We start from the raw sequence: 25820 nt of genomic DNA, 5'->3' as shown, positions 1-25820 counted from the left end.
GGCGCTTTTTCATTTTTATCAGACTCCAGACTCATCAGACTCGGTATAGAATGAAAAATGTCGAAGAGTGCTGATGGATGCGGAAATTAGCGGAACGTGAAGTGTTGTGAAGATGCGGCAAGGATATGGAGGGAATAGGAGGGCGACATGTTCAGACATTTCAAATCCGACATTCAGACTGTTTTGGATAATGATCCGGCCGCCCGGAGTAAGCTGGAGGTCATTTTTACGTATTCCGGCGTTCATGCCCTTTGGGCGCACCGAATCGCACATTGGTTTTATTTGCGCCATTGGTGTACCATAGCCCGTGTTATATCTCAAGTATCGCGTTTTATGACAGGCATTGAAATACATCCTGGCGCTCGTATCGGAGATCGGCTGTTCATTGACCATGGGATGGGAGTTGTCATCGGTGAAACCTGTGAGATTGGCGACGATGTCGTATTGTATCAGGGGGTCACTCTTGGCGGGACCGGAAAAGAGAAAGGGAAGCGCCATCCGACCATTGGGAATAATGTAGTTATAGGCTCCGGTGCAAAGATATTGGGCTCTTTTACGATTGGGGCACAGTCCAACATTGGCTCTAACTCGGTTGTGCTAAAAGAAGTTCCGCCAAACAGTACGGTGGTGGGCATCCCGGGACGAGTGGTCAGACAAGATGGCAGACGTCCAGACCGACTTAGTCATCAGTTGCCTGATCCGGTCGTGGATTCTATACGGGATCTTCAATTGGAAATAGAGCGATTACGTGCAGAATTGTCTGATTTGAAGGATGGGTCATCCGATCAGAAACATCAGGTGACCCAAGAGAATAAATTAGAAAAATGATTTTCATGAGGGAGGAACATAACAATGCCGCTTCAAATTTATAATACAATGACGAGGAGTCGGGAGCCCTTTGTGCCACTGGAGCCTGGAAAGGTTAAAATGTATGTATGCGGACCTACCGTGTATGATTACATTCATATTGGCAATGCACGACCTGTAATTGTATTTGACGTGGTGCGCAGCTACCTGGAGTATTTGGGCTATGATGTAAACTATGTGGTGAATTTTACGGATGTCGATGATAAACTAATCCGCAAAGCTCGAGAACTTGATATGGATGTTCCGGCAGTTGCTGAGAAATTTATTGCTGCCTACCATGAGGATCTGGCAGGATTGAATGTTCCTGCCGCCAGCATGAATCCGCGCGTAACAGAGAGCATGGATCTGATTATTGATTTTATTAAGGGACTGGTAGACAAAGGCTATGCCTATGAGAATGATGGCGATGTGTTCTATCGGACCAAAAAGTTCAAAGGCTATGGACAGCTGTCGGGTCAAAATCTGGAGGAACTCCAGTTCGGAATTCGCATCAATGTGGATGAACGCAAGGAGAATGCCGAGGATTTTGTACTCTGGAAAGCGGCGAAGCCGGGAGAAATTTATTGGTCAAGTCCTTGGGGGGATGGACGTCCAGGGTGGCATATCGAATGCTCTGCTATGGCTCGCCACTATTTGGGTGATACACTGGATATTCATGGGGGCGGACAGGATCTGCAATTTCCGCATCATGAATGTGAATGCGCACAATCCGAAGTGATTACGGGTAAGCCATTATCTCGCTACTGGATGCATAACGGATATATTCGCATAGATAATGAAAAAATGTCGAAATCACTCGGTAATGGTATTTTGGTTAAAGATTTGCGCGCTCATCACAAGCCGGAGGCTTTACGTTATTTTATGCTGGCGACGCATTACCGGAATCCGTTGAACTACAACCAAGAGACAATGAGTCAGGCGGAGAACAGTGTCGAACGGATTGCCAATGCAGTCGCCAACGTGAAGCATCGTTTAGCTAATGCGCTGAAAGGTAATGGGGAAGTATCAACGGAACTCCAAACGAAGCTCGACGGAATTTTGCGGCAGTTTGGCGAAAAAATGGATGACGATTTCAATACACCTGATGCGATCACTGCTGTATTCGATTGGGTTAGCGAAGCCAACCATTTGTTGCAGCGAGATGTCGTACATCAGGCGGAACTACAGGCTGTATTGCATACCTTTCATTCGATGAATAACGTACTTCGCATTTATTCGGAATCGAGTGAAGAGTTGCTGGATGACGAAATTGAGCAGTTAATTGCAGAACGTGTCGAAGCTCGTAAGACCAAAAACTGGGGTAGAGCTGACGAAATTCGCGATCTGTTGGCTGCTAAAGGCATTGTGCTTGAAGATACGGCACAGGGTATGCGGTGGCGGCGAAAATGAGTGATAAGCCAATGAACTCAGGAGCTGTTGAAGACGCGGGGAACTGGTTCCCGTATCCTGCGTCCAAGCCGGCTCGTCTGATGCCCCCCATTGCGCTAGCTTACATTGGTGATGCAGTGTACGAGGTAGCCGTCCGACAATATTTGTTGGCACAGCCCAACCTGCGTCCAAATCATCTACATCGGCGAGCTACAGGGCTAGTCTCCGCCAAAGCGCAGAGCCGTATGTTGGGGCTGCTGGAAAAGGTGCTGACGGAAGAAGAACGCGACATTGTCCGACAAGGAAGAAATGCCAAATCAGGAAGCCTGCCCAAAAATGCTGATGTGCTTGAGTACCGTCACGCCACTGCACTGGAAGGACTGATTGGATTTCTTTATTGTGATGGACATCTGGACAGATTGAGAGAGTTGATTACGTACGGAATTGCACAAATGGAAAATAAAGAAAAATCATAAATGGGAACGGACTGGATGGATTAAGCATTCGGCCGTTTCCCGGGAGGAAGCTAGAAATGGAAGAAGAATGGATTGCCGGTAAGCATTCGGTAACGGAGGCGCTGCGTTCAGGCAGAACGATAAATAAAATATGGATTGCGGATAATGCACAAAAGCATTTGACACTGCCGATTACGGCTGAGGCGAAAAAAGCAGGAATCATCGTTTTGCAGGTGGACAAGCGTAAGCTCGATCAAATGGTTCCGGGCATTCAGCATCAGGGAGTGGTTGCGCAAGCTGCGCCTTTTGCCTATCTTGAAGTGGAAGAATTGCTCGCCAATGCTCGTGATAAGGGAGAAGAGCCGTTTTTGATTTTGCTGGATGAGATTGAAGATCCTCATAATCTGGGTTCCATCCTTCGTACAGCAGACTGCACTGGAGCACACGGTGTTATTGTGCCGAAAAGGCGTTCTGCAGCTGTAACTGTAACGGTGTCCAAAACATCGGCAGGTGCTGTGGAGTACGTCCCGGTGGCGCGTGTGAACAATCTGGGACAGACCATTGACCGTCTTAAAGAAGAAGGTGTATGGGTAGTCGGCACGGATGTAACAGCGACCGACCCCGTATTTGGGAATGGAGTGTTCACGGGACCGGTAGCCATTGTCATTGGTAACGAAAATAAAGGAATGGGCCGTTTGATCCGTGAGAAATGCGATGTACTCGTCAAGCTGCCGATGGCGGGGCAAATCAATTCCCTTAATGCTTCTGTAGCTGCAGGTGTTGTCATGTACGAAGTATTGCGCGGACGACAGGCACGGGGCTAACGATATGGCTGACACGCGGGATGTTCTGCTTGTGGACGGTTACAACATGATTGGAGCCTGGCCCGAACTTTCCGCGCTGGTACAATCTGGTATGCAGGAAGCGAGGGACAGACTTCTTGAACGACTGGCGGATCATCAGGCGTATTCCGGCAGAAGAGTCATCGTCGTATTTGATGCTTACAGGGTGCCAGGATTAGGTAAAACTTTTGCTCAGAGCAAAGTACAGATTTATTTTACCAGAGAAAAAGAAACTGCTGATGAGTGCATCGAGCGATTGGTTCGGGAGCTGAGCAGTAAAAGAAGAAGTATTTACGTAGCGACAAGTGATCAGGTAGAGCAGCATGTCGCATTTGGACAAGGAGCACTCAGGGTATCGGCGCGGGAATTACTGATCGAGATTGAGGAATCCGAAAGGGAAGTGCAGAAGCGAATCAAGCAGGATAGTGCCAAATTGTCCCGTAACTCGATAGACGCCAAACTGAGTCCGGAGCTTCGAAAGTTGTTTGAGCGATGGAGAAGAGAATAACCCAATAATTGGACACTCCTCCATTTTGAAACCATTGACAATTTTGTTAGCGCTCTTCTTTTTTAGGTTGTTGTGGTTGACGGTATCAGGTTACATCGCGTATACTTGTCGTATATTTGAGAGAGTAACGGGTACCTTGCGTTGCAGCCGGAGGGATTGTTAGTGAGTGTGGACCTCAAGGATATCATGTTGTCAAAGTTTGATTACAAAAATGATGAAGACATTGTCGGAGCAGTCCATGAAGGTGATGGGGAAGCGCTGGAGTTTCTGATTAACAAATACCGGAACTTTGTGCGGGCCAAGGCCAGATCCTACTTCCTGATTGGTGCTGATCGCGAGGATATTATTCAGGAGGGCATGATTGGTCTCTACAAATCCATTCGTGATTTTAAGGGAGACAAGCTTGCTTCGTTCAAGGCTTTCGCCGAGTTGTGCATTACACGACAGATTATTACGGCAATTAAGACGGCTACACGACAAAAGCACATTCCTCTGAACTCTTACGTATCTCTGGACAAGCCCATCTATGATGAAGAGTCAGACCGGACGTTGCTCGATGTGATTTGCGGAACACAAGTAAGTGACCCTGAAGAGCTGATTATCAATCAGGAAGAGTTTGTGGGTCTTGAGGACAAGATGTCCGAGATTCTGAGCGAGCTGGAGCGCAAGGTACTTATGTTGTATCTGGACGGACGTTCGTATCAGGAGATTGCAGAGGATCTTGACCGCCATGTGAAATCCATTGATAACGCGCTGCAACGGGTCAAGCGTAAACTTGAAAAGTATCTGGAAGTAAGGGATAGTTGAAAGTAGAGGCTGACAGGGAAAAGGCTCGAGTCCGAGTCTTTTTTTATTCGTTATGGGCAGGCTATGCAGGTTTATAAGTGTTGCAAATGATTTATACTAAAAAAGATGAATAATAGATATCGCTTTGATTTTTGAGAAGCTTTTCAGAGAACAGTTTTAAAGGATGGACAGATGTTAAAATGCACCACAGCCGGGACTGCGAATTGTATGCAAACATTCGTTGACATGGAAAACCCCGTGTGATAAAGTGTTTTAGGTAGGCCTAAATTCGCGGTTTTTTTTAGGATCAATTATGAGACTTCCGGTGTTGGATGTCTTCGGGAGGTGCACATCATGCGGGTAATTATTACTTTGGCTTGTACAACATGCAAACAAAGAAATTACACAACGACGAAAAACAAGCGTAATCACCCCGACCGCATGGAGATGAAGAAATTCTGTAAGTCCTGTAACGAACAGACTTCTCATCGGGAAACCAGATAGTTTTTGGAGGTGTAGTCGGCGTGAAACGCAGTTTCAAGTCTCTGTTTTCCTTTTTCTCTGAAAGCTGGGCTGAACTCAAGAAGGTTCGCTGGCCCAATCGTAAAGAACTGACCAACTATACGCTGATTGTCATAGGGACGATTGCGTTCGTCACAATTTATTTTTGGGTTCTCGATATCGGCATTTCCGCTGTGATCGAAGCGATTATCTAGGAAGGGTTCCAGGTGGCTTGATATGGAAAAAAGATGGTACGTCGTTCATACCTATTCAGGGTATGAGAACAAAGTCAAAGCCAATTTGGAAAAACGCGTTGAGTCCATGGGCATGGAAGACAAGATATTCCGTGTTCTTGTTCCGATGGAAGAAGAACTGGTAACCAAGGACGGTAAGAAAAAAACCGTTATGCGTAAAGTCTACCCTGGTTATGTCTTGGTCGAAATGGTCCAAACCGACGACTCTTGGTATGTTGTGCGCAACACACCAGGTGTTACGGGATTTGTAGGGTCGACAGGCTCGGGTTCCAAGCCGACGCCATTGCTTCCAGAAGAAGTTGAACAGATTCTGAAGCATATGGGCATGGTAGAGCCGAAACCGAAGATTGAATTCGATGTTAAGGAATCCGTGCGAATTAAAGTTGGTCCTTTTGCGAATTTTGTGGGCTCCGTGGAAGAAATTTTGGTTGAGAAGAGCAAGCTTAAGGTTCACGTCAACATGTTTGGACGGGAAACCCCGCTTGAGTTGGATTATACTCAAGTGGAGAAAATATAGATTTTTCTTACAGGTTTCTTGTGGGAGGATCAATAGGTCCGTCTACCACTATTGAGTCAAGGAGGTGTCATCCATGGCAAAAAAGGTAATTAAAATGGTAAAACTGCAGATTCCTGCAGGGAAAGCTAATCCAGCGCCTCCAGTAGGTCCAGCTTTGGGTCAAGCAGGTGTCAACATCATGGCATTCTGTAAAGAGTTCAATGCTCGTACTGCTGATCAAGCAGGCCTGATTATTCCGGTTGAAATTTCGGTGTTTGAGGATCGTTCTTTTACGTTCATCACCAAAACTCCACCGGCTGCTGTTCTGTTGAAAGTTGCTGCTAAAATCGAAAAAGGTTCCGGTGAACCGAATAAAACGAAAGTTGCAACTGTAAATCGCGCTACCGTTCGTCAAATTGCAGAGCAAAAAATGCCTGACCTTAACGCAGCTTCCGTAGAATCGGCAATGCGTATGGTTGAAGGTACTGCTCGCAGCATGGGTATCACCATCGTAGATTAATTTTATTAATCTTCGTGTGCCGGCAGTTTGACTGTCTGGCAAGTGTGGGAGGAATATCCGCTAATACCACATAAGGAGGAAAACATTATGGCTAAACATGGTAAGAAGTACCTGGAAGCTGCTAAGCTGATTGACAGCGAAGCAACTTACGAGCCTTTAGAAGCCGTTGAACTGGTGAAAAAGGCTGCAACTGCTAAATTCGACGAAACCGTTGAAGCAGCAGTTCGTCTGGGCGTAGATTCCCGTAAACAAGACCAGGCTGTTCGTGGTGTTGTTGTCCTACCGCATGGTACGGGTAAAACACAACGTGTTCTGGTATTTGCAAAAGGTGACAAAGTGAAAGAAGCGGAAGCGGCTGGCGCTGATTTTGTTGGTGATCAAGATATGATCAACAAAATCCAACAAGGCTGGTTCGAATTCGACGTCTGCGTTGCGACACCTGATATGATGAGTGAGGTTGGTAAACTGGGTCGTTTGCTCGGTGGTAAAGGTTTGATGCCTAACCCTAAAGCAGGCACAGTTACTTTCGACGTTGCCAAGGCTGTTCAAGAAATTAAAGCCGGTAAAATCGAATACCGTCTCGACAAAGCCGGTCAAATTCATGCGCCAATCGGCAAAGCTTCCTTCAGTGCTGAACAGCTGAACGAGAATCTTAAAGCCTTGGTTGAAGCCTTGAACCGTGCGAAGCCAGCGGCTGCTAAAGGTGTATACCTGAAAAACATCGCTATTTCTTCGACTATGGGACCAAGTGCACGTGTGAACGCATCTGTTTACAGATAATATTTTGATTGACATGTTCAATCGAATTTGTTATTCTATAAAAGTTGTGAGTCCTTGTGACTGACCATTAAAGTTGAATATGCTTACCGTAGACAGTAGGTGCCTTCGGGCTTAATTTCCTACCGAGGTGTTATGATAGAACGTTTCATGTGACGGGCTTGTCCCGTCCATGTAGATTTATCAAGCCTTCGTACTCTACGGAGGCTTTTTTCATGCTCATGAAAGCAGCTTTGGAAGATCACCAGATCGGGTGTTTTGAACAAAGCGGATAAATTGATCAGGAGGTGTACAGTTTGGCAAATGCAAAGGTGATTCAAGCAAAACAAGAAGCTGTTGAAGTTGTAGCTGCAAAATTGCGCGAGAGCGTAACAACTGTGGTTGCAGACTATCGCGGTCTGAATGTTGCCCAAGTAACTGAGCTGCGTAAGCAGCTTCGCGAAGCCGGAATCGAATTTCAAGTGCTGAAAAACACACTGCTCCGCCGTGCAACTGCGGCAGCAGAATTGACTGAACTGGACGCAGTATTGACAGGTCCTACTGCAATCGCGTTCGGCAAAGATGATGCAGTGTCTGCAGCTAAAATCTTGAACGATTTCGCTAAGAAAAACAATGCACTGGAACTGAAAGGTGCAGTTGTAGAAGGTCGCGTTATCGGTGTTGAGGAAATCAAAGCACTGGCAGAACTGCCATCCCGCGAAGGTCTCCTTTCCATGCTCCTCAGCGTGCTTCAAGCTCCTGTGCGCAACTTCGCGCTTGCAGTTAAAGCTGTTGCAGAAAAAGAAGAGCAAAGCGCATAAGTTTGGGATTAAACCTGCTGTATAGCAGTTGAGAACAAAAAAATACGAATTTAAATGGAGGTTCAACCATGAGTAAAGAGCAAATCTTGGAAGCAATTAAAGGTATGTCCGTATTGGAACTGAACGATCTCGTGAAAGCAATCGAAGAAGAATTCGGCGTAACTGCAGCAGCTCCAGTAGCTGTAGTAGGTGGCGCAGCAGGTGGCGCAGCTGAAGCTGAGCAATCCGAGTTTGACGTAATCTTGACAAGCGCTGGCGCTTCCAAAATCAATGTTATCAAAGCAGTTCGCGAAATCACAGGTCTTGGCCTGAAAGAAGCAAAAGAACTGGTTGACAACGCTCCAAAACCACTGAAAGAAAAAATCGCTAAAGAAGAAGCTGAATCCATTAAAGCAAAATTGGAAGAAGCAGGCGCTTCTGTAGAAGTAAAATAATTGACTGCTTTCTAGCAGGCAATGAACTAAAACAAACCCCTTGAGGTGATCTTCAAGGGGTTTGTTGCTGTAAAACGGTAGTGCCAACATGTCTGAAACGTTATCGTAAAGGCTATGATGATAGTACAACCGAAAGAGGTGGGCGTGAATGGCTGATCATTATTACTCCAAGCGGCCAGAGACGGCGCATGAACGACGGAGCCTGGAAACAGTGCTACGGGGGCGGTCATACCGTTTTGCCAGTGATTCAGGCGTTTTTTCGAAGCAGGGAATTGATTATGGGAGTCGTGTGCTGATTGAAGCGATGCAGCTTCCTGCACAAGCCTCGGTATTGGATGTAGGATGCGGTTACGGGCCGATTGGTTTGGCGGCGGCAACGCTTGTCCCAGAGGGACACGTTACAATGGTTGATATTAACGAGCGAGCCGTTCAACTAGCAATAGAGAATGCGGAACGTAATGGGATTAAAAATGTCACCATTAAGCAAAGCGATTTGTTTGCGGAAGTGAAGCATGAACGTTTTGACGTGATTTTGACGAATCCTCCTATACGTGCAGGGAAAGAAACGGTGCATACCATTTTTGAACTTGCTTATGAGCATTTAAACGAGGGTGGAACTTTGTGGGTAGTCATTCAGAAAAAGCAAGGAGCCCCTTCGGCGAGTGCTAAATTAGAGAGCCTTTTCGGTGGTGTGGAGGAAGTTACTAAGGATAAAGGTTATCGAATTTTGAAGGCTGAAAAAAGTTTTAGGAAAATGCAATAGGACCATTGACTTGAATCCTGGTCTGTGATATCATTATAAAATGTCAGTATTAGGATGCCCTCCATGGCTTTAGTTTGTTGAAATGTCAATAGATTTATGCGTAGCAGGGTATAGTATTTATCTCTATTACGTATAATATAACCATTTTGGGCAAATCTACAAGTGATGAAGATCTTCCGGTAAGAGGATTCTGCAGATACGTCGCTCTTTTTTCGAATGCATTCGAGTAAGGGCTTTTCTGTATTTGTAAGATTGAATCTTCTGTATGTGTCTTATTATAAGGTCACAAACAGAGGTTCGCAATGTATTTTTAAAGTGAGTAGACATGAGGGGTGAGTTTAAGTTGGCAGGACATCTTGTTCAATATGGTCGACGCACTCGGCGCAGTTATGCACGTATTAATGAGGTACTCGAGGTTCCGAACCTGATTGAGATCCAACAAAAATCCTATGATTGGTTTTTGGAGGAAGGATTACGGGAAATGTTTCGGGATATTTCGCCAATTCAGGATTTCACAGGAAACCTGATTCTGGAGTTTATCGATTATTCTCTCGGAGAACCCAAATATACCGTTGACGACGCAAAGGAACGCGACGTTACGTATGCAGCACCGCTTCGGGTAAAAGTCCGGCTTATTAATAAAGAAACCGGAGAAGTGAAAGAGCAGGAAGTATTCATGGGAGACTTCCCGCTGATGACTGAAACGGGTACGTTTATTATTAACGGTGCGGAACGGGTTATTGTCAGCCAGTTGGTTCGCTCTCCCAGCGTCTATTTCAGCACAAAAGTCGACAAGAATGCGAAAACAACATACACCGCAACGGTAATTCCTAACCGGGGGGCTTGGCTCGAACTGGAGATGGATGCGAAGGATATTATTTATGTCCGGATTGACCGTACCCGTAAAATTCCGGTTACGGTGTTGCTGCGTGCGCTTGGCTTTGGCACTGATGCTGAGATTCTGGATTTGCTCGGCAATGACGAATATATCCGCAACACACTTGATAAAGACAACACGGATTCCACGGAGAAAGCGCTGATTGAAATTTATGAGCGTCTTCGTCCAGGTGAGCCGCCTACACTGGATAATGCAAAGAGCTTGCTCGTTGCACGCTTCTTTGATCCAAAACGCTATGATCTGGCCAACGTAGGCCGTTACAAAATCAATAAAAAGCTTCACATCAAAAACCGTCTGTTCAATCAACGGCTTGCTGAAACTTTGATTGATACAACAACTGGTGAAATCATCGCTGAAGCAGGACAAATGGTGGATCGCCGTCTGTTGGACGAGATTTTGGCCCAACTGGAGGCATCAGTAGGACATCGTACGTATCATGTTGCTAGTGGAGTGCTTGAAAGTAATGATATTCCACTTCAAACGATCGATGTATTCTCACCAATTGAGGACGGTAAAGTAGTAAAACTGATTGCCAACGGAAATATTGATAAATCGGTTAAAAATATTACGCCTGCCGATATTATTTCCTCCATCAGTTATTTTATTAACTTGCTTCACGGAATCGGAAGTACGGACGATATTGACCATTTGGGTAACCGTCGTTTGCGTTCTGTAGGTGAGTTGCTCCAAAATCAGTTCCGTATCGGTTTGTCCCGTATGGAACGCGTGGTGCGCGAAAGAATGTCGATTCAGGATGCTAATGTAATTACGCCACAGGCGCTGATTAATATACGTCCGGTAATTGCTTCGATTAAAGAGTTCTTTGGTAGCTCCCAGCTGTCTCAGTTCATGGATCAGACGAACCCGCTTGCTGAATTAACACACAAACGTCGTCTGTCCGCACTTGGACCCGGCGGTTTGACGCGCGAACGCGCGGGCATGGAAGTGCGTGACGTCCATCCGAGTCACTACGGCCGCATGTGTCCTATCGAGACACCAGAGGGACCAAACATTGGTTTGATCAACTCTTTGTCCACTTTCGCACGCATCAACGAGTACGGATTTATCGAAGCTCCTTATCGTTGGGTAGATCCGAAAACCGGAAAAGTTACAGACCAGATTGATTACCTGACTGCTGATGAAGAAGATAACTACATCGTAGCTCAGGCGAATGCGGAATTGACGGAGGAAAACACCTTTAAGGATGAAGTCGTCATTGTCCGCTATAACAAACAATCTGATAACATTATTCCGATGGCTAGTAGCCGTGTCGATTACATGGACGTATCTCCTAAACAGGTCGTATCGGTCGCGACTGCACTGATTCCGTTCCTGGAGAACGATGACTCTAACCGCGCATTGATGGGTTCCAACATGCAGCGGCAGGCTGTCCCTCTTCTGATTCCGAAGTCTCCATTGGTCGGAACAGGAATGGAGCACAAGTCTGCAAAAGATTCCGGTGTTTGTATTGTATCCAAGTACAACGGAGTTATCGAACGTTCTTCGGCTAACGAAATTTGGTTGCGTCGTATCGAAACTGTAGATGGCGCTGAAGTGAAAGGCGACATTGTTAAGTATAAATTACACAAATTTATGCGATCTAACCAAGGAACTTGCATTAACCAACGTCCGATTGTGAACAGAGGAGATATTGTCAAAGTTGGCGATATTCTTGCGGATGGTCCTTCTACTGAGATGGGCGAGTTGGCGTTGGGACGTAACGTTGTCGTTGCCTTCATGACTTGGGAAGGTTACAACTACGAGGATGCGATCCTGTTGAGTGAGAAACTGGTTAAGGAGGATGTATATACCTCGATCCATATTGAGGAATACGAATCCGAGGCCCGTGATACGAAGCTTGGACCGGAAGAAATCACTCGGGACATTCCGAATGTCGGTGAGGAAGCGCTTCGTAACTTAGATGAGCGTGGAATCATTCGTATTGGTGCCGAAATCGGCGCGGGTGACATTCTCGTTGGTAAAGTAACACCTAAAGGTGTGACTGAACTGACAGCTGAAGAACGTCTCTTGCATGCAATCTTTGGTGAGAAGGCACGCGAGGTTCGCGATACTTCATTGAGAGTTCCTCATGGAACTGACGGGATTGTTGTAGATGTAAAGGTATTTACACGTGAAAATGGCGATGAACTGCCACCAGGTGTGAATCAGTTGGTTCGTGTATATATTGCTCAAAAACGTAAAATTTCCGAAGGCGATAAAATGGCTGGACGTCACGGTAACAAGGGTGTCGTTGCTCGTATTTTGCCTGAAGAAGATATGCCATTCCTGCCGGATGGCACACCAGTACAAGTCGTTCTGAACCCGCTGGGCGTACCTTCACGGATGAACATCGGACAGGTGCTTGAAGTCCATCTGGGTATGGCTGCAATGCGTCTTGGTATTCATGTGGCAACTCCAGTATTCGATGGTGCCAAGGAGTATGACGTATTTGATACAATGGAAGAGGCAGGCATGCAGCGTAATGGTAAGACTGTGTTGTATGACGGACGTACGGGTGATCGTTTTGAACGTGAAGTTACTGTCGGTGTCATGCACATGATCAAACTGGCGCACATGGTTGACGATAAAATCCATGCTCGTTCTACGGGTCCTTACTCTCTCGTTACGCAACAACCATTGGGGGGTAAAGCCCAATTCGGTGGACAGCGCTTCGGGGAGATGGAAGTATGGGCATTGGAAGCCTACGGCGCGGCGTACACGCTTCAGGAAATTTTGACTGTAAAATCCGATGATGTCGTTGGACGTGTTAAAACTTACGAATCCATTGTCAAAGGTGAAAATGTACCTGAACCGGGTGTTCCAGAATCATTTAAGGTCTTGATCAAAGAGCTGCAAAGCTTGGGTATGGACGTGAAGATTCTGTCTGAAGATGAACAAGAGATCGAAATGAGAGAGCTTGATGATGAGGATGACACAAGCGGCGATAAGCTGAGTTTGAATCTGGAAGGCTCTGAGGTTGGCGTAGAGTAGTTTGACTGCTGACTGACTCATATCAGCTTTGTTATATGCCTTGATCCATTCTAGGATGGATCAGGTTTCTTGATACCGCCCGGTGCCGCCGGGCGGTATCAAACCTAAAAACTCAGGATTTGGTTAAGGAGGGTTGCTCCTTGTTGGACGTTAACAATTTCGAATATATGAAAATCGGGCTTGCTTCCCCCGAAAAGATTCGTTCTTGGTCCCGCGGAGAAGTCAAAAAACCGGAGACGATTAACTATCGTACGCTTAAACCGGAAAAAGAAGGACTATTTTGCGAGAAAATTTTCGGACCTACGAAAGACTGGGAATGTCATTGCGGTAAGTACAAACGTGTACGCTATAAAGGTGTTGTCTGTGACCGTTGTGGAGTAGAAGTTACTCGCGCTAAGGTTCGCCGTGAGCGCATGGGCCACATTGAGTTGGCGGCTCCTGTATCACACATTTGGTACTTTAAAGGCATTCCAAGCCGTATGGGTCTTGCTCTTGATATGTCTCCAAGATCTCTGGAAGAGATCATTTACTTCGCATCTTATGTTGTAACCGATCCAGGAGATACGCCTTTAGAGAAAAAGCAACTCCTGTCCGAGAAAGAATACCGCAGCTACCGTGAGAAATACGGCTACGGATTCCAGGCGGGTATGGGTGCTGAAGCGGTTAAAAAGCTTCTTCAAGATTTAGATATAGACAAAGAATTGGAATTTTTGAAAGAAGAGTTGCGTACAGCTCAAGGACAACGTCGTAACCGTGCGATCAAGCGCCTTGAAGTTATTGAGGCATTCCGTAACTCCGGCAACCAACCGGATTGGATGATCATGGACGTACTGCCTGTTATTCCTCCTGAGCTTCGTCCAATGGTACAGTTGGATGGTGGTCGTTTTGCTACCTCTGACCTAAACGATTTGTATCGTCGCGTTATTAACCGTAATAACCGTCTGAAACGCCTATTAGATCTAGGTGCGCCGGATATTATCGTACAAAATGAAAAACGGATGCTGCAGGAAGCTGTTGACGCCCTGATCGATAATGGTCGTCGTGGTCGTCCTGTTACAGGTCCGGGTAACCGCCCTTTGAAATCCCTCAGCCACATGCTGAAAGGTAAACAAGGACGTTTCCGTCAAAACTTGCTCGGAAAACGTGTTGACTACTCTGGTCGTTCCGTTATCGTGGTAGGTCCGTACTTGAAAATGTATCAATGCGGTTTGCCGAAAGAAATGGCACTGGAACTGTTCAAACCTTTTGTTATGAAAGAACTGGTGAACAAAGGTTTGGCACACAATATCAAGAGCGCGAAGCGTAAAGTGGAACGTGTGAGTGCAGAAGTATGGGATGTACTTGAAGAAGTAATTAAGGAACATCCGGTTCTTCTGAACCGTGCCCCTACGCTGCACAGGCTCGGTATCCAGGCGTTTGAACCGATTTTGGTTGAAGGTCGTGCGATTCGTCTGCATCCGCTCGTATGTACAGCATATAATGCTGACTTTGACGGTGACCAAATGGCTGTTCACGTTCCGTTGTCTGCGGAAGCTCAGGCTGAAGCTCGTTTGCTCATGCTGGCATCCGGCAACATTTTGAATCCGAAAGACGGTAAGCCAGTTGTTACTCCTTCCCAGGATATGGTTCTTGGTTCTTTCTATCTGACTATGGATAACAAGGAAGAAGAAGGAAGTAATATGATCCTTCGCAACATGAATGAAGCTATATCGGCTTACCAACGTGGTACAGCTGGTCTTCATGCTCGTGTGGCTATTCCAGTTAAAGCTTTGAATAAAACGAGCTTTACGGAAAAACAACAAGAAGCGATGCTGATCACAACGGTTGGTAAAATTATCTTTAATGAAATTTTCCCGGCAAGCTTCCCGTACATCAATGATGCTACCCGTGCGAATCTGCTTTATGGTACTGCGGAGGAGTTCTTTGTATACGAGAAGGGTGTAAATCTTACAGAAGCCATTCAAAACGCTCCGCAAGCTAGCGGTGTAGGCAAGGATTACCTTGGTAATATCATTGCCCGTTGTTTTGAGACTTACCATACAACAGAAACAGCTGTAATTCTGGATAAAATCAAGCAGCTTGGCTTTACGTATTCCACTCGTGCAGGTGTAACTGTTGCTGTATCGGACGTAATCGTGCCGGTGGAAAAACAAGAGATTCTTAAGGGGTCCGAGGACAAAGCGCAAGTCGTAACGAATCAGTATCGTCGTGGTCTGATTACGAACGAGGAACGCTATGACAGGATTATCGACATTTGGTCTAAAGCGAAAGATGATATTACTGAAGTATTGATGAAGTCCATGGATCGCTACAACTCTATCATGATGATGGTAGACTCCAAAGCGCGGGGTAACAAATCACAGATTACTCAGCTCGGCGGTATGCGTGGTCTGATGGCGAATCCATCCGGACGTATTATCGAACTCCCAATTAAATCAAACTTCCGTGAAGGTCTGACAGTACTCGAGTACTTCATCTCCACTCACGGAGCGCGTAAAGGTTTGGCGGATACAGCCCTTCGTACGGCTGACTCTGGTTACCTGACTCGTCGTCTCGTAGATGTGGCACAGGATGTTATCGTGCGCGAAGAAGACTGTGGAACGGATAAAGGCTTTACAGTAAGTCGTATCCAGGACGGTAAAGAAGTGATTGAAGATCTCTATGACCGTCTGGAAGGTCGCTATTGCTTTGAAACGGTACGTCATCCTGAGACTGGCGAGATTTTGGCTAGACGTAACGAACTGATTGACTCCGACAAAGCTGAAGCGATTGTTAAAGCCGGTGTACAAAAAGTTCAAATTCGTTCTGTACTAAGCTGCCGCGCCAAACACGGCGTCTGCAAAAAGTGCTACGGTCGCAATCTGGCTACTGGTAAACACGTTGAGATTGGTGAAGCGGTTGGTATCATCGCTGCACAATCCATCGGTGAGCCGGGAACACAGCTCACTATGCGTACGTTCCACACAGGCGGCGTAGCGGGCGACGATATTACACAAGGTTTGCCTCGTATCCAGGAGCTTTTCGAAGCACGTAATCCTAAAGGTCAGGCAACCATTAGTGAAATTGACGGTACAGTTAAAGAAGTTCGTGAAGGTAAAGACCGCCGTGAGATCGACATTCAGGGGGAAGCTGAAACGAAAACATACTCGGTAACGTATGGTTCCCGTCTGCGCGTAAGCGAAGGTATGACTGTTGAAGCTGGGGACGAACTGACGGATGGTTCGATCGATCCTAAAGAAATGCTGCGTATTAAAGGTATTCGTGGGGTGCAGAACTATATCCTTCAGGAAGTTCAACGCGTATACCGGAACCAGGGTGTAGAAATCAACGACAAGCACGTAGAAGTTATGATTCGTCAAATGTTGCGTAAAATCCGTATCATTGATGCGGGCGACACGACACTACTTCCAGGTTCCTTTGTTGATGTACATGAGTATGAAAATGCAAACAAGATAGCGATTCTCAGCGGCCAAGAACCAGCGGTAGCCAAGCCGGTTCTGCTCGGTATCACCAAGGCATCTTTGGAAACTGATTCCTTCTTGTCAGCAGCATCTTTCCAGGAAACTACTCGTGTCCTGACGGATGCAGCTATTAAAGGCAAGGTCGATCAGCTGCTTGGACTGAAAGAGAATGTAATAATTGGTAAATTGATTCCTGCGGGAACAGGTATGAACCGTTACCGTAGCGTGAAATTTGCCCAACCGGAAGAGGGGCAATCCTCCTCTGAGGAACTCGAACCAATATCGGCTGAGTAATATAAAATAGTATAATAGCCCGGAACACCGTAGACATGAGCTTTATCGTAAGACTACAGCAGACGGTGTTCCGGTGCTTTTTCTGAAAATGAAACGTGTTACTCTGTTTAAATGATTATAGTTGATATAATTGTCTTGACATTGCTTATAGTCAATGCTAATATAGCAAAGGTGCGTGAGCAGCCTATATGCTATTGGGTCTTTTCGGAGGAATGAGATATGTCTAAAGAACAGGGACTGCAAGATGCTCATGTCAAAATCGGTACCAAACAAACCATTCGTATGGTAGAATTGGGCTTTGCCTCAGAAGTATATGTGGCAGAAGACGCAGATCAGCGTCTCACTTCCAACATCATTGCTTTGTGCAACAAGCAAGGAGTCAAAGTGACTCTCGTAGACACAATGAAAAATCTCGGAGCTGCATGTGGGATTGAAGTGGGAGCCGCAATGGCTGCTATCGTAAAACAATAGGGTAAGGAACGTTTTTGTCTAGGGAATTGTTATTCTTGGCGGCAAAGACTTTTCATTTGTTCTTTTATGAACCGCCTGGGTCTGTGGGCTTAGATAAGGTTTGTAAAGTAACAGCAAAAATTGAGGAAGGGGGTGGCAACCAACATGCCAACTATTAACCAACTGGTTCGTAAAGGACGTCAAGCCAAAATCGAGAAATCGAAATCACCGGCTTTGCAAAAAGGTTTCAATGCCTTGAAACGTGAAGCTACCGACATCAGTGCCCCGCAAAAACGCGGAGTGTGCACTCGTGTAGGTACTATGACTCCGAAAAAACCAAACTCCGCACTTCGTAAATATGCTCGTGTTCGCTTGACGAACCGTGTAGAGGTGACTGCTTACATTCCAGGTATTGGACATAACCTTCAAGAACACAGCGTAGTGCTGATTCGTGGCGGTCGTGTAAAAGACCTTCCGGGTGTGCGTTACCATATCGTTCGCGGTGCTTTGGATACTGCAGGCGTAAATAACCGCATGCAAGCTCGTTCCAAATACGGCGCAAAACGCCCTAAAGCTAAAAAATCCTAATGAATATAAACCGCATATGTCGGTTTAACATGTAAGAAAGGGGGATATCCATGCCACGCAAAGGTCCAGTTACCAAAAGAGACGTGTTGCCAGATCCGGTATATAACAGCAAGTTGGTTACCCGCTTGATCAACCGCATCATGCTCGACGGAAAACGAGGCGTTGCTCAAAGCATTCTGTACAATGCGTTCAAGCTTATCCAAGAACGTACGGGGAATGACCCGATGGAAGTTTTTGAAGCAGCTATCAAGAATATCATGCCAGTCCTGGAAGTTAAAGCACGCCGTGTCGGCGGTGCCAACTACCAAGTACCAATCGAGGTAAAACCAGAAAGACGTACGTCCCTGGGATTACGTTGGCTCGTAAACTACTCCCGCAACCGCGGTGAGAAAACCATGGAAGAGCGTTTGGCGGCTGAAATTATCGATGCTTCCAACAACACAGGCGCTTCCGTGAAAAAACGTGAAGACACGCACAAAATGGCTGAAGCGAACAAAGCGTTTGCTCACTATCGTTGGTAGGATTCAGCTCAAAAAAATAACTTCAATTTTGAAGGGAGACCCATTTCATGGCTAGAGAGTTCTCCTTGAAAAATACACGTAATATCGGGATCATGGCTCATATTGACGCGGGTAAAACCACAACAACAGAGCGGATCTTGTTCTACACAGGCCGTACGCACAAAATCGGTGAAGTTCACGAAGGCGCTGCGACAATGGACTGGATGGAACAAGAACAAGAGCGCGGAATCACGATTACTTCCGCTGCGACGACCGCTGCCTGGAAAGGTCACCGCGTCAATATCATCGACACCCCGGGGCACGTTGACTTCACTGTTGAAGTTGAACGTTCCCTTCGTGTATTGGACGGAGCAGTTGGTGTTTTCAGTGCGAAAGAAGGCGTTGAGCCTCAGTCCGAAACCGTATGGAGACAGGCTGATCGCTACGGCGTTCCACGGATCGCATATGTAAACAAAATGGATATCATTGGTGCCGACTTCCTGAATGTTGTCTCCGACATGCGTGATCGCCTTCAAGCGAACGCAGTTGCGATTCAATTGCCAATCGGCGCAGAAAATGATTTTACTGGTATTATCGATATCGTTGAACAAAAAGCTCATATGTACAAAGATGATCTTGGTCAAGATATCGAAGAAGTAGAAGTTCCTGCGGAATTCAAAGATCAGGTTGAAGAACTCCGTAATGAATTGATTGAGAAGGTTGCTGAACTGGACGAAGAACTGACAATGAAATACCTGGAAGGCGAAGAAATTTCGGTTGCCGAAATCAAATCTGCTCTCCGTAAAGGTGTTGTCGATGTTAAGATCTTCCCTGTTATCTGCGGATCTTCTTACCGCAATAAAGGTGTTCAGTTGATGCTGGATGCTGTTATCGACTATTTGCCGGCTCCTGTTGACGTGCCAAGCATTCAAGGGCACTTGGAAGACGGTACGGAAGTTGAACGTCACTCTTCCGATGAAGAGCCATTCTCTGCATTGGCTTTCAAAATCATGACGGATCCTTACGTTGGTAAGTTGACATTCTTCCGCGTATACTCCGGTGTTCTTCAATCCGGTTCATACGTATTGAATGCAACAAAAGGTAAACGCGAACGTATCGGACGTATTCTTCAAATGCATGCGAACAGTCGTCAAGAAATCACTGTAGTTTACTCTGGTGATATTGCGGCTGCCGTAGGTTTGAAAGATACAGGTACAGGTGATACACTGTGTGATGAGAAGAGTCCTGTTATTCTCGAGTCCATGAATTTCCCTGATCCGGTTATCGAAATCGCGGTTGAGCCTAAAACCAAAGCTGACCAAGATAAAATGTCTGTAGCTCTCGGTAAGTTGACTGAAGAGGATCCAACTCTTCGCGCTCATACTAACGAAGAAACAGGTCAAACCATCTTGGCGGGTATGGGTGAGCTTCACTTGGACATCATCATTGACCGTATGCGTCGTGAGTTCAAGGTAGAAACCAATGTGGGTAAACCACAGGTTGCTTACCGTGAAACGTTCCGTGCTCCAGCACGTGTCGAAGGTAAATTCGTTCGTCAGTCCGGTGGTCGTGGTCAATATGGTCATGTATGGGTTGAGTTCGAACCACTCGAGCCAGGTACTGGTAGCCAATTCGAAAGTAAGGTAGTCGGCGGCTCTGTTCCTAGAGAGTACATCGCACCTGCTCTTGCTGGTATTGAGGAACAAATGAAAAACGGCGTTATCGCAGGCTTCCCGCTTGTGGACGTTAAAGCTACAATCGTGGACGGATCATACCATGATGTCGATTCCAATGAAATGGCATTTAAAATTGCCGGATCAATGGCGCTGAAAGCAGCGAAAGACAAATGTAAACCTGTATTGCTTGAGCCGATTATGAAAGTTGAAGTAACGGTTCCTGAGGAATACATGGGTGACGTAATGGGTATGTTGAACTCCCGTCGTGGTCGGATTGAAGGTATGGATTCCCGTAGTGGAGCTCAAATCATTCGTGCGAAGGTGCCTTTGTCCGAAATGTTCGGATACTCGACTACACTTCGCTCCGGTACACAAGGACGCGGCGTGTTCTCCATGGAGCTTTCTCACTATGAAGAAGTTCCGAAGAGCATTGCTGAAGAGATCGTTGCCAAAACCAAAGGCGGCGAGTAATACAATGTATCAGCTGACCGGTATGCTTAAGGTTTTTTCTAAATAGCATCCGGCAGCCTAAATAAAAACAAGTTATTGAGGAGGAATTGTTCAAATGGCAAAGGCTAAGTTTGAACGTAACAAACCGCACGTTAATATCGGTACTATTGGTCACGTCGATCATGGTAAAACTACTTTGACTGCTGCAATCACAACTGTATTGTCCAAAACTTACGGTGGTGCTGCTGTAGCATTCGATCAAATCGATAAAGCTCCAGAAGAGCGCGAACGCGGTATCACAATCTCCACTGCACACGTGGAATATGAAACACCTAACCGTCACTATGCACACGTTGACTGCCCAGGTCACGCCGACTATGTTAAAAACATGATCACTGGCGCTGCACAAATGGACGGAGCGATTCTGGTTGTATCCGCAGCTGACGGCCCAATGCCGCAAACTCGCGAACACATCCTGTTGTCCCGCCAAGTAGGCGTTCCTTACATTGTTGTATTCCTGAACAAATGCGACATGGTTGAAGACGAAGAGTTGCTGGAATTGGTTGAAATGGAAGTTCGCGACTTGCTGAGCGAGTATGACTTCCCAGGCGACGACACTCCAATCACTCGCGGTTCCGCTCGTGAAGCACTGCAAAACCCAGATGGCGACTGGGCTAAGAAAATCGTTGAAATGTTCGAAACAATCGACACTTACATCCCAACTCCAGAACGCGACACTGACAAGCCTTTCCTTATGCCTGTCGAGGACGTATTCTCCATCACTGGTCGTGGTACAGTTGCTACAGGCCGTGTAGAGCGTGGTACAGTTAAAGTGGGCGACGAAATCGAAATCATCGGTATTCAAGAAGAATCCCGTAAATCCGTAGTAACAGGCGTAGAAATGTTCCGTAAATTGCTTGATTCCGCTCAAGCTGGTGACAACATCGGCGCACTGCTTCGCGGTGTAGATCGTGCACAAATCGAGCGTGGTCAAGTATTGGCTAAACCAGGTTCTGTTAACCCACATACAGAATTCTCTGCTCAAATCTACGTTTTGACTAAAGAAGAAGGTGGACGTCACAAACCTTTCTTCACTGGTTACCGTCCACAGTTCTACTTCCGTACAACTGACGTAACTGGTATCATTACTTTGCCAGAAGGTTCCGAAATGGTAATGCCTGGTGACAACATCACGGTTACTGTTCAACTGATTAACCCGATCGCTATCGAAGAAGGAACTAAGTTCTCTATTCGTGAAGGCGGACGTACAGTTGGCGCTGGTGCCGTAGCAACAATCTCCAAATAAGAAGGCTTTAGCCTTTAAAAAGAGCAACAGTGTACTGGAACGAGTAACATTGTATTGGAACGAAGCTAAACGAGCCCCTGCCCTGGTGCGGGGGCTTTTCTCTTGAGGAAAATCGCGAGCTGCGAGCGCAATTGTATCTTTTGAAAATAAGATGCATTGTTTTTTCGTTTTTGCTTGCAATAGGCAGAACTATTCGATATAATAACTAATGTTGTTTGTGACTGTGCGATGATGTGAGAGGTTACTGACACACCCGGCCCCTTTGCCATGGGAGGGCTGTCGGAAAATTTTCACGGAGTATGTCCGATACCAAATTGGGCGATAGAAGGAGGGACTAAAATGGCAAAGCAAAAAATTCGTATTCGTTTGAAAGCTTACGATCATAGAATTCTTGATCAATCCGCTGAGAAAATTGTTGAAACAGCTAAACGTTCGGGCGCAGGTGTATCCGGGCCAATTCCGCTGCCAACTGAAAAACAAATCATTACTATTCTTCGTGCGGTACACAAGTACAAGGATTCCCGGGAACAATTCGAAATGCGCACACACAAGCGTTTGATCGACATTGTTAACCCGACTCCACAAACTGTGGATGCCTTGATGCGCTTGGACCTGCCGTCCGGTGTAGATATCGAAATTAAATTGTAATATGTAATTAGGAAAAGAAAAGAGGTGTCAACATGAAAGGTATCTTAGGAAAAAAACTCGGAATGACTCAAGTGTTTACCCCTGAAGGTAACGTACTTGCTGTTACGGTTATCGAAGCGGGTCCTTGTGTTGTTCTGCAAAAGAAAGATCTAGAAAACGATGGATACGAAGCTATCCAACTCGGTTTCTCTGATAAAAAAGAAAAAAGATCCAATAAACCTGAAGCAGGACATGCGAAAAAAGCAAATACTGCACCTAAGCGCTACGTTCGTGAACTTCGTGGCATCGACCTTGCTGCGTACGAGGTTGGCCAAGAACTGAAGGCTGATGTCTTCACAGAAGGCGAGTTTGTTGACGTAACAGGTATTTCTAAGGGTAAAGGTTTTGCCGGCGTTATCAAACGTTGGGGACAAAGCCGCGGACCAATGGCACACGGCTCGCGTTACCACAGAGGTCCAGGTTCTATGGGTTCCATTCAAGCTAACCGCGTTCCTAAAGGTAAACACCTGCCAGGACACATGGGGCATGAAACGGTAACGATCCAACGCCTTGAAGTTGTTAAGATCGATACAGAACGTAATGTATTGCTCGTGAAAGGCTCCATTCCAGGACCTAAAAACAGCTTCGTTAAAGTATTAGAAACGGTGAAAAAATAAACAACTGAAGAAAGGAGGAACACGAAATGCCAAAAGTAGCACTATTTAATATTAGCGGCAGCCAAGTTGGCGAAATTGAATTGAACGACGCAGTGTTCGGTATCGAGCCGAATAAACACGTTCTTCATGACGCTGTTGTTATGCAATTGGCTTCCCTGCGTCAAGGTACTCACAAAGTAAAAGGACGTTCTGAAGTACGTGGCGGCGGACGTAAACCTTGGAAACAAAAAGGTACTGGCCGCGCTCGTCAAGGTTCGATTCGTGCACCGCAATGGGTTGGTGGCGGTACTGTATTCGGTCCGACTCCACGCAGCTATGCTTACAAATTGCCTAAGAAAGTTCGTCGTCTGGCGATCAAATCGGCACTGTCATCCAAAGTGATTGATAATGAAATCATCGTATTGGACGCTCTCACACTGAACGGACCTAAAACGAAAGAATTCGCAGCCATTTTGAATAACCTTAAAGCTGATCGTAAAGCATTGATCGTAGCTCCTAGCTATGATGATAATGTGGCACTGTCCGCTCGTAATATTCCTGGTGTGAAGTTTGTAGCCGCAGACGGCATTAATGTTCTTGACGTGCTCGGACACGACAAACTGATCATTACGAAGGAAGCAGTTCAGAAGGTAGAGGAGGTGCTCGCGTAATGAAGGATCCTCGTGATATTATCAAACGTCCGGTTATCACCGAACGTACGGCTGGTATGATGAATGACTTGAAATATGTTTTCGAGGTTGACATTCGTTCTAACAAAGTCGAAGTTAAAAAAGCAATCGAAGCGATTTTTAACGTGAAAGTAAGTAGCGTAAATACACTTCGTGTTCCTGCAAAACCAAAACGCTACGGACGTCATTCCGGCTATACGAGCGAGTGGAAAAAAGCGTTCGTAACGCTGAGCAAAGACAGTAAGCCGCTTGAGTTTTTTGAAACGGTATAATTGAAACTGTAAAGTAAGGAGGGAAACTCAGTGCCAATTAAAAAGTATAAACCGACGTCCCCGGCCAGACGTGCTATGTCTGTATCTACTTTCGAGGAGATTACAACTAATCAGCCCGAGAAATCGTTGCTGGCACCTCTGAGCAAGCAAGCTGGACGTAACAACCAAGGTAAAATTACAGTTCGTCATCAAGGCGGCGGACACAAACGTAAATACCGTATTGTTGACTTTAAACGTAACAAAGATGGAATACCGGGCCGCGTTGCTACGATCGAATATGATCCAAACCGTACGTCCAACATCGCACTTATCCACTATGTGGATGGTGAAAAACGTTATATCATCGCTCCTAAAGGTCTGAAAGTAGGAGACGAAGTGGTATCCGGTGCAGGTTCCGATATCAAAATCGGTAACTCCTTGCCATTGGAAAACATTCCAGTAGGTACGGTTATCCACAATATTGAATTGAAGCCGGGTAAAGGTGGCCAACTCGTTCGCGCCGCTGGTACGGAAGCCCAACTTCTTGGTAAAGAAGAAAAGTATGTTACAATTCGCTTGACTTCTGGTGAAGTTCGCCGCATTCTGAAAGTTTGCCGCGCTACAATCGGTTCTGTGGGTAACGAAGACCATGAATTGGTGAAAATCGGTAAAGCCGGTCGTAGTCGCTGGTTGGGACAACGTCCTGAAGTTCGCGGTGTTGTTATGAACCCTAACGATCACCCACACGGTGGTGGTGAAGGTCGCGCTCCAATCGGACGTAAATCTCCAATGTCTCCATGGGGTAAACCAACCCTTGGTTACAAGACACGTAAAAAAGGTAAAGCATCTGATAAGTACATCGTTCGTCGTCGTACTAAGTAATAAAACGTGCGCTTAAGTCGCACGTTAACATATTAAGGAACGACTACGTTTTAACGAAGGGAGGATTCATAAATGGGTCGCAGTCTCAAAAAAGGACCATTCATTGATGGTTACCTGTTGAAAAAAGTAGAGGTTTTGAACGAGTCGGACAAAAAAGTCGTAATCAAAACTTGGTCCCGTCGCTCTACGATTTTCCCACAATTTATCGGACACACGTTTGGTGTATATGATGGTCGTAAACACGTGCCAGTATACGTAACGGAAGATATGGTCGGACACAAATTGGGCGAATTCGCTCCAACACGTACGTACAAAGGCCATACGGATGACGATAAGAAAACAAGAAGATAATCAACACAGCGTAGTGTTTGAGAGGAGGTAAACTCAATGGAAGCAAAAGCACATGCTAAATCCGTGCGGATTTCTGCTCGCAAAGTGAAACTTGTTATCGATTTGATTCGCGGTAAGCAGGTTGGTGAGGCGATCGCAATTCTTCGTCACACTCCGAAGTCCGCTTCTCCAGTCGTTGAGAAATTGTTGAATTCTGCGATTGCAAATGCAGATCACAACTACTCTTTGGACGTAAATAAATTGGTAGTATCTCAGGTTTTTGTAAACCAAGGTCCTACAATGAAACGATTCCGCCCGCGTGCAATGGGTCGTGCAAGCCGCATCAATAAACGCACCAGTCATATTACTCTGGTGGTATCTGAAAAATAAGGAGGGAAAA

Annotated in this window: 28 protein-coding genes and 1 other annotated feature; all 28 genes read left to right on the top strand. The window is 46.0% G+C overall.

Annotated elements, in window-relative coordinates:
* Nucleotides 1–147 precede the first annotated feature (147 nt).
* Nucleotides 148–828: a serine O-acetyltransferase gene (cysE, locus tag AC6EJC_RS24050; protein ID WP_444956099.1), complete on the top strand. Its 681-nt coding sequence runs from the start codon at nt 148–150 to the stop codon at nt 826–828.
* Nucleotides 829–852: 24 nt separating this feature from the next.
* Nucleotides 853–2256 carry a cysteine--tRNA ligase gene (gene cysS / locus AC6EJC_RS24045; protein ID WP_444956098.1) on the top strand — a complete coding sequence of 468 codons (1404 nt, stop codon included), beginning with the start codon at nt 853–855 and terminating at the stop codon, nt 2254–2256.
* Complete coding sequence (locus tag AC6EJC_RS24040; protein WP_444956097.1) at nt 2253–2711, top strand: Mini-ribonuclease 3; 459 nt, start codon at nt 2253–2255, stop codon at nt 2709–2711. The genes cysS and AC6EJC_RS24040 overlap by 4 nt, the downstream gene beginning before the upstream one ends.
* A 56-nt stretch (nt 2712–2767) precedes the next feature.
* Nucleotides 2768–3514 carry a 23S rRNA (guanosine(2251)-2'-O)-methyltransferase RlmB gene (gene rlmB, locus AC6EJC_RS24035; protein ID WP_444956096.1) on the top strand — a complete coding sequence of 249 codons (747 nt, stop codon included), beginning with the start codon at nt 2768–2770 and terminating at the stop codon, nt 3512–3514.
* A 4-nt stretch (nt 3515–3518) separates the two neighbouring features.
* Complete coding sequence (locus AC6EJC_RS24030) at nt 3519–4040, top strand: NYN domain-containing protein (protein WP_444956095.1); 522 nt, start codon at nt 3519–3521, stop codon at nt 4038–4040.
* 162 nt (nt 4041–4202) lie between these two features.
* Complete coding sequence (gene sigH, locus AC6EJC_RS24025; RefSeq protein WP_016324748.1) at nt 4203–4847, top strand: RNA polymerase sporulation sigma factor SigH; 645 nt, start codon at nt 4203–4205, stop codon at nt 4845–4847.
* Nucleotides 4848–5180: 333 nt separating this feature from the next.
* Entirely contained in the window at nt 5181–5330 is a 150-nt protein-coding gene (gene rpmG / locus AC6EJC_RS24020) for a 50S ribosomal protein L33 (protein ID WP_023990562.1), read from the top strand.
* 20 nt (nt 5331–5350) lie between these two features.
* On the top strand, nt 5351–5542 hold the full coding sequence (gene secE / locus AC6EJC_RS24015) for a preprotein translocase subunit SecE (protein WP_013312170.1): 192 nt from the start codon (nt 5351–5353) through the stop codon (nt 5540–5542).
* A 22-nt stretch (nt 5543–5564) separates the two neighbouring features.
* The gene (gene nusG / locus AC6EJC_RS24010) at nt 5565–6098 is read left to right on the top strand and encodes a transcription termination/antitermination protein NusG (protein ID WP_007432596.1); all 534 of its coding nucleotides are present in this window, start codon (nt 5565–5567) and stop codon (nt 6096–6098) included.
* A 73-nt stretch (nt 6099–6171) separates the two neighbouring features.
* A complete protein-coding gene (gene rplK, locus AC6EJC_RS24005) occupies nt 6172–6597 on the top strand; it encodes a 50S ribosomal protein L11 (protein WP_014278323.1) in 426 nt (141 codons plus the stop codon).
* Nucleotides 6598–6684: 87 nt separating this feature from the next.
* Entirely contained in the window at nt 6685–7377 is a 693-nt protein-coding gene (gene rplA, locus AC6EJC_RS24000; protein WP_013312169.1) for a 50S ribosomal protein L1, read from the top strand.
* A gap of 68 nt (nt 7378–7445) precedes the next feature.
* Nucleotides 7446–7597, top strand: a sequence feature (ribosomal protein L10 leader region).
* Between the two features lie 73 nt (nt 7598–7670).
* Complete coding sequence (rplJ, locus tag AC6EJC_RS23995) at nt 7671–8174, top strand: 50S ribosomal protein L10 (protein WP_013312168.1); 504 nt, start codon at nt 7671–7673, stop codon at nt 8172–8174.
* A 68-nt stretch (nt 8175–8242) separates the two neighbouring features.
* Nucleotides 8243–8608 carry a 50S ribosomal protein L7/L12 gene (rplL, locus tag AC6EJC_RS23990; RefSeq protein ID WP_254351862.1) on the top strand — a complete coding sequence of 122 codons (366 nt, stop codon included), beginning with the start codon at nt 8243–8245 and terminating at the stop codon, nt 8606–8608.
* 148 nt (nt 8609–8756) lie between these two features.
* On the top strand, nt 8757–9371 hold the full coding sequence (locus AC6EJC_RS23985; RefSeq protein ID WP_444956094.1) for a class I SAM-dependent methyltransferase: 615 nt from the start codon (nt 8757–8759) through the stop codon (nt 9369–9371).
* A gap of 343 nt (nt 9372–9714) precedes the next feature.
* Nucleotides 9715–13260 carry a DNA-directed RNA polymerase subunit beta gene (gene rpoB, locus AC6EJC_RS23980; protein ID WP_444956093.1) on the top strand — a complete coding sequence of 1182 codons (3546 nt, stop codon included), beginning with the start codon at nt 9715–9717 and terminating at the stop codon, nt 13258–13260.
* Between the two features lie 140 nt (nt 13261–13400).
* Nucleotides 13401–17015: a DNA-directed RNA polymerase subunit beta' gene (gene rpoC, locus AC6EJC_RS23975; RefSeq protein WP_444956092.1), complete on the top strand. Its 3615-nt coding sequence runs from the start codon at nt 13401–13403 to the stop codon at nt 17013–17015.
* A 219-nt stretch (nt 17016–17234) separates the two neighbouring features.
* Nucleotides 17235–17486: a ribosomal L7Ae/L30e/S12e/Gadd45 family protein gene (locus AC6EJC_RS23970; protein WP_007432588.1), complete on the top strand. Its 252-nt coding sequence runs from the start codon at nt 17235–17237 to the stop codon at nt 17484–17486.
* Nucleotides 17487–17630: 144 nt separating this feature from the next.
* On the top strand, nt 17631–18053 hold the full coding sequence (gene rpsL, locus AC6EJC_RS23965; protein ID WP_007432587.1) for a 30S ribosomal protein S12: 423 nt from the start codon (nt 17631–17633) through the stop codon (nt 18051–18053).
* A 50-nt stretch (nt 18054–18103) separates the two neighbouring features.
* Nucleotides 18104–18574, top strand: a complete 471-nt coding sequence (rpsG, locus tag AC6EJC_RS23960; protein WP_007432586.1) for a 30S ribosomal protein S7 — start codon at nt 18104–18106, stop codon at nt 18572–18574.
* A 47-nt stretch (nt 18575–18621) separates the two neighbouring features.
* Nucleotides 18622–20700 (top strand): elongation factor G, encoded by a 2079-nt coding sequence (gene fusA, locus AC6EJC_RS23955; RefSeq protein ID WP_444956091.1) that lies wholly within the window; start codon nt 18622–18624, stop codon nt 20698–20700.
* Between the two features lie 94 nt (nt 20701–20794).
* Nucleotides 20795–21985, top strand: coding sequence for an elongation factor Tu (tuf, locus tag AC6EJC_RS23950; protein WP_023990558.1), 1191 nt, complete (start codon nt 20795–20797; stop codon nt 21983–21985).
* A 339-nt stretch (nt 21986–22324) separates the two neighbouring features.
* A complete protein-coding gene (rpsJ, locus tag AC6EJC_RS23945; protein ID WP_005544556.1) occupies nt 22325–22633 on the top strand; it encodes a 30S ribosomal protein S10 in 309 nt (102 codons plus the stop codon).
* 32 nt (nt 22634–22665) lie between these two features.
* On the top strand, nt 22666–23289 hold the full coding sequence (gene rplC / locus AC6EJC_RS23940; RefSeq protein ID WP_013312161.1) for a 50S ribosomal protein L3: 624 nt from the start codon (nt 22666–22668) through the stop codon (nt 23287–23289).
* A gap of 26 nt (nt 23290–23315) precedes the next feature.
* On the top strand, nt 23316–23939 hold the full coding sequence (gene rplD, locus AC6EJC_RS23935) for a 50S ribosomal protein L4 (protein WP_444956090.1): 624 nt from the start codon (nt 23316–23318) through the stop codon (nt 23937–23939).
* Nucleotides 23939–24229 carry a 50S ribosomal protein L23 gene (gene rplW, locus AC6EJC_RS23930; RefSeq protein ID WP_014278314.1) on the top strand — a complete coding sequence of 97 codons (291 nt, stop codon included), beginning with the start codon at nt 23939–23941 and terminating at the stop codon, nt 24227–24229. Before rplD ends, rplW begins: the two co-directional genes overlap by 1 nt.
* Before the next feature lie 30 nt (nt 24230–24259).
* The gene (gene rplB, locus AC6EJC_RS23925; RefSeq protein WP_444956089.1) at nt 24260–25090 is read left to right on the top strand and encodes a 50S ribosomal protein L2; all 831 of its coding nucleotides are present in this window, start codon (nt 24260–24262) and stop codon (nt 25088–25090) included.
* A 72-nt stretch (nt 25091–25162) separates the two neighbouring features.
* Entirely contained in the window at nt 25163–25441 is a 279-nt protein-coding gene (rpsS, locus tag AC6EJC_RS23920; RefSeq protein WP_007432579.1) for a 30S ribosomal protein S19, read from the top strand.
* Nucleotides 25442–25477: 36 nt separating this feature from the next.
* Complete coding sequence (gene rplV / locus AC6EJC_RS23915; protein ID WP_013312157.1) at nt 25478–25810, top strand: 50S ribosomal protein L22; 333 nt, start codon at nt 25478–25480, stop codon at nt 25808–25810.
* The last annotated feature ends 10 nt before the right edge of the window (nt 25811–25820 follow it).

The organism is Paenibacillus sp. TY11 (assembly GCF_059772165.1).
Note: the sequence above shows the minus strand (reverse complement) of the source record. Positions and strands in the feature narration are given on the sequence as shown.

What these genes read in the sequence shown, in the direction of transcription:
- cysE (WP_444956099.1), top strand. Translation starts at nt 148, where the DNA reads ATGTTCAGACATTTCAAATCCGACATTCAGACTGTTTTGGATAATGAT.
- rplC (WP_013312161.1), top strand. Translation starts at nt 22,666, where the DNA reads ATGAAAGGTATCTTAGGAAAAAAACTCGGAATGACTCAAGTGTTTACC.
- cysS (WP_444956098.1), top strand. Translation starts at nt 853, where the DNA reads ATGCCGCTTCAAATTTATAATACAATGACGAGGAGTCGGGAGCCCTTT.
- rpsL (WP_007432587.1), top strand. Translation starts at nt 17,631, where the DNA reads ATGCCAACTATTAACCAACTGGTTCGTAAAGGACGTCAAGCCAAAATC.
- rpmG (WP_023990562.1), top strand. Translation starts at nt 5,181, where the DNA reads ATGCGGGTAATTATTACTTTGGCTTGTACAACATGCAAACAAAGAAAT.
- tuf (WP_023990558.1), top strand. Translation starts at nt 20,795, where the DNA reads ATGGCAAAGGCTAAGTTTGAACGTAACAAACCGCACGTTAATATCGGT.
- rpsG (WP_007432586.1), top strand. Translation starts at nt 18,104, where the DNA reads ATGCCACGCAAAGGTCCAGTTACCAAAAGAGACGTGTTGCCAGATCCG.
- rlmB (WP_444956096.1), top strand. Translation starts at nt 2,768, where the DNA reads ATGGAAGAAGAATGGATTGCCGGTAAGCATTCGGTAACGGAGGCGCTG.
- rplV (WP_013312157.1), top strand. Translation starts at nt 25,478, where the DNA reads ATGGAAGCAAAAGCACATGCTAAATCCGTGCGGATTTCTGCTCGCAAA.
- rpsJ (WP_005544556.1), top strand. Translation starts at nt 22,325, where the DNA reads ATGGCAAAGCAAAAAATTCGTATTCGTTTGAAAGCTTACGATCATAGA.
- rplD (WP_444956090.1), top strand. Translation starts at nt 23,316, where the DNA reads ATGCCAAAAGTAGCACTATTTAATATTAGCGGCAGCCAAGTTGGCGAA.
- AC6EJC_RS24030 (WP_444956095.1), top strand. Translation starts at nt 3,519, where the DNA reads ATGGCTGACACGCGGGATGTTCTGCTTGTGGACGGTTACAACATGATT.
- nusG (WP_007432596.1), top strand. Translation starts at nt 5,565, where the DNA reads ATGGAAAAAAGATGGTACGTCGTTCATACCTATTCAGGGTATGAGAAC.
- rplW (WP_014278314.1), top strand. Translation starts at nt 23,939, where the DNA reads ATGAAGGATCCTCGTGATATTATCAAACGTCCGGTTATCACCGAACGT.
- fusA (WP_444956091.1), top strand. Translation starts at nt 18,622, where the DNA reads ATGGCTAGAGAGTTCTCCTTGAAAAATACACGTAATATCGGGATCATG.
- rplL (WP_254351862.1), top strand. Translation starts at nt 8,243, where the DNA reads ATGAGTAAAGAGCAAATCTTGGAAGCAATTAAAGGTATGTCCGTATTG.
- rplK (WP_014278323.1), top strand. Translation starts at nt 6,172, where the DNA reads ATGGCAAAAAAGGTAATTAAAATGGTAAAACTGCAGATTCCTGCAGGG.
- AC6EJC_RS23985 (WP_444956094.1), top strand. Translation starts at nt 8,757, where the DNA reads ATGGCTGATCATTATTACTCCAAGCGGCCAGAGACGGCGCATGAACGA.
- AC6EJC_RS23970 (WP_007432588.1), top strand. Translation starts at nt 17,235, where the DNA reads ATGTCTAAAGAACAGGGACTGCAAGATGCTCATGTCAAAATCGGTACC.
- AC6EJC_RS24040 (WP_444956097.1), top strand. Translation starts at nt 2,253, where the DNA reads ATGAGTGATAAGCCAATGAACTCAGGAGCTGTTGAAGACGCGGGGAAC.
- rpsS (WP_007432579.1), top strand. Translation starts at nt 25,163, where the DNA reads ATGGGTCGCAGTCTCAAAAAAGGACCATTCATTGATGGTTACCTGTTG.
- rplA (WP_013312169.1), top strand. Translation starts at nt 6,685, where the DNA reads ATGGCTAAACATGGTAAGAAGTACCTGGAAGCTGCTAAGCTGATTGAC.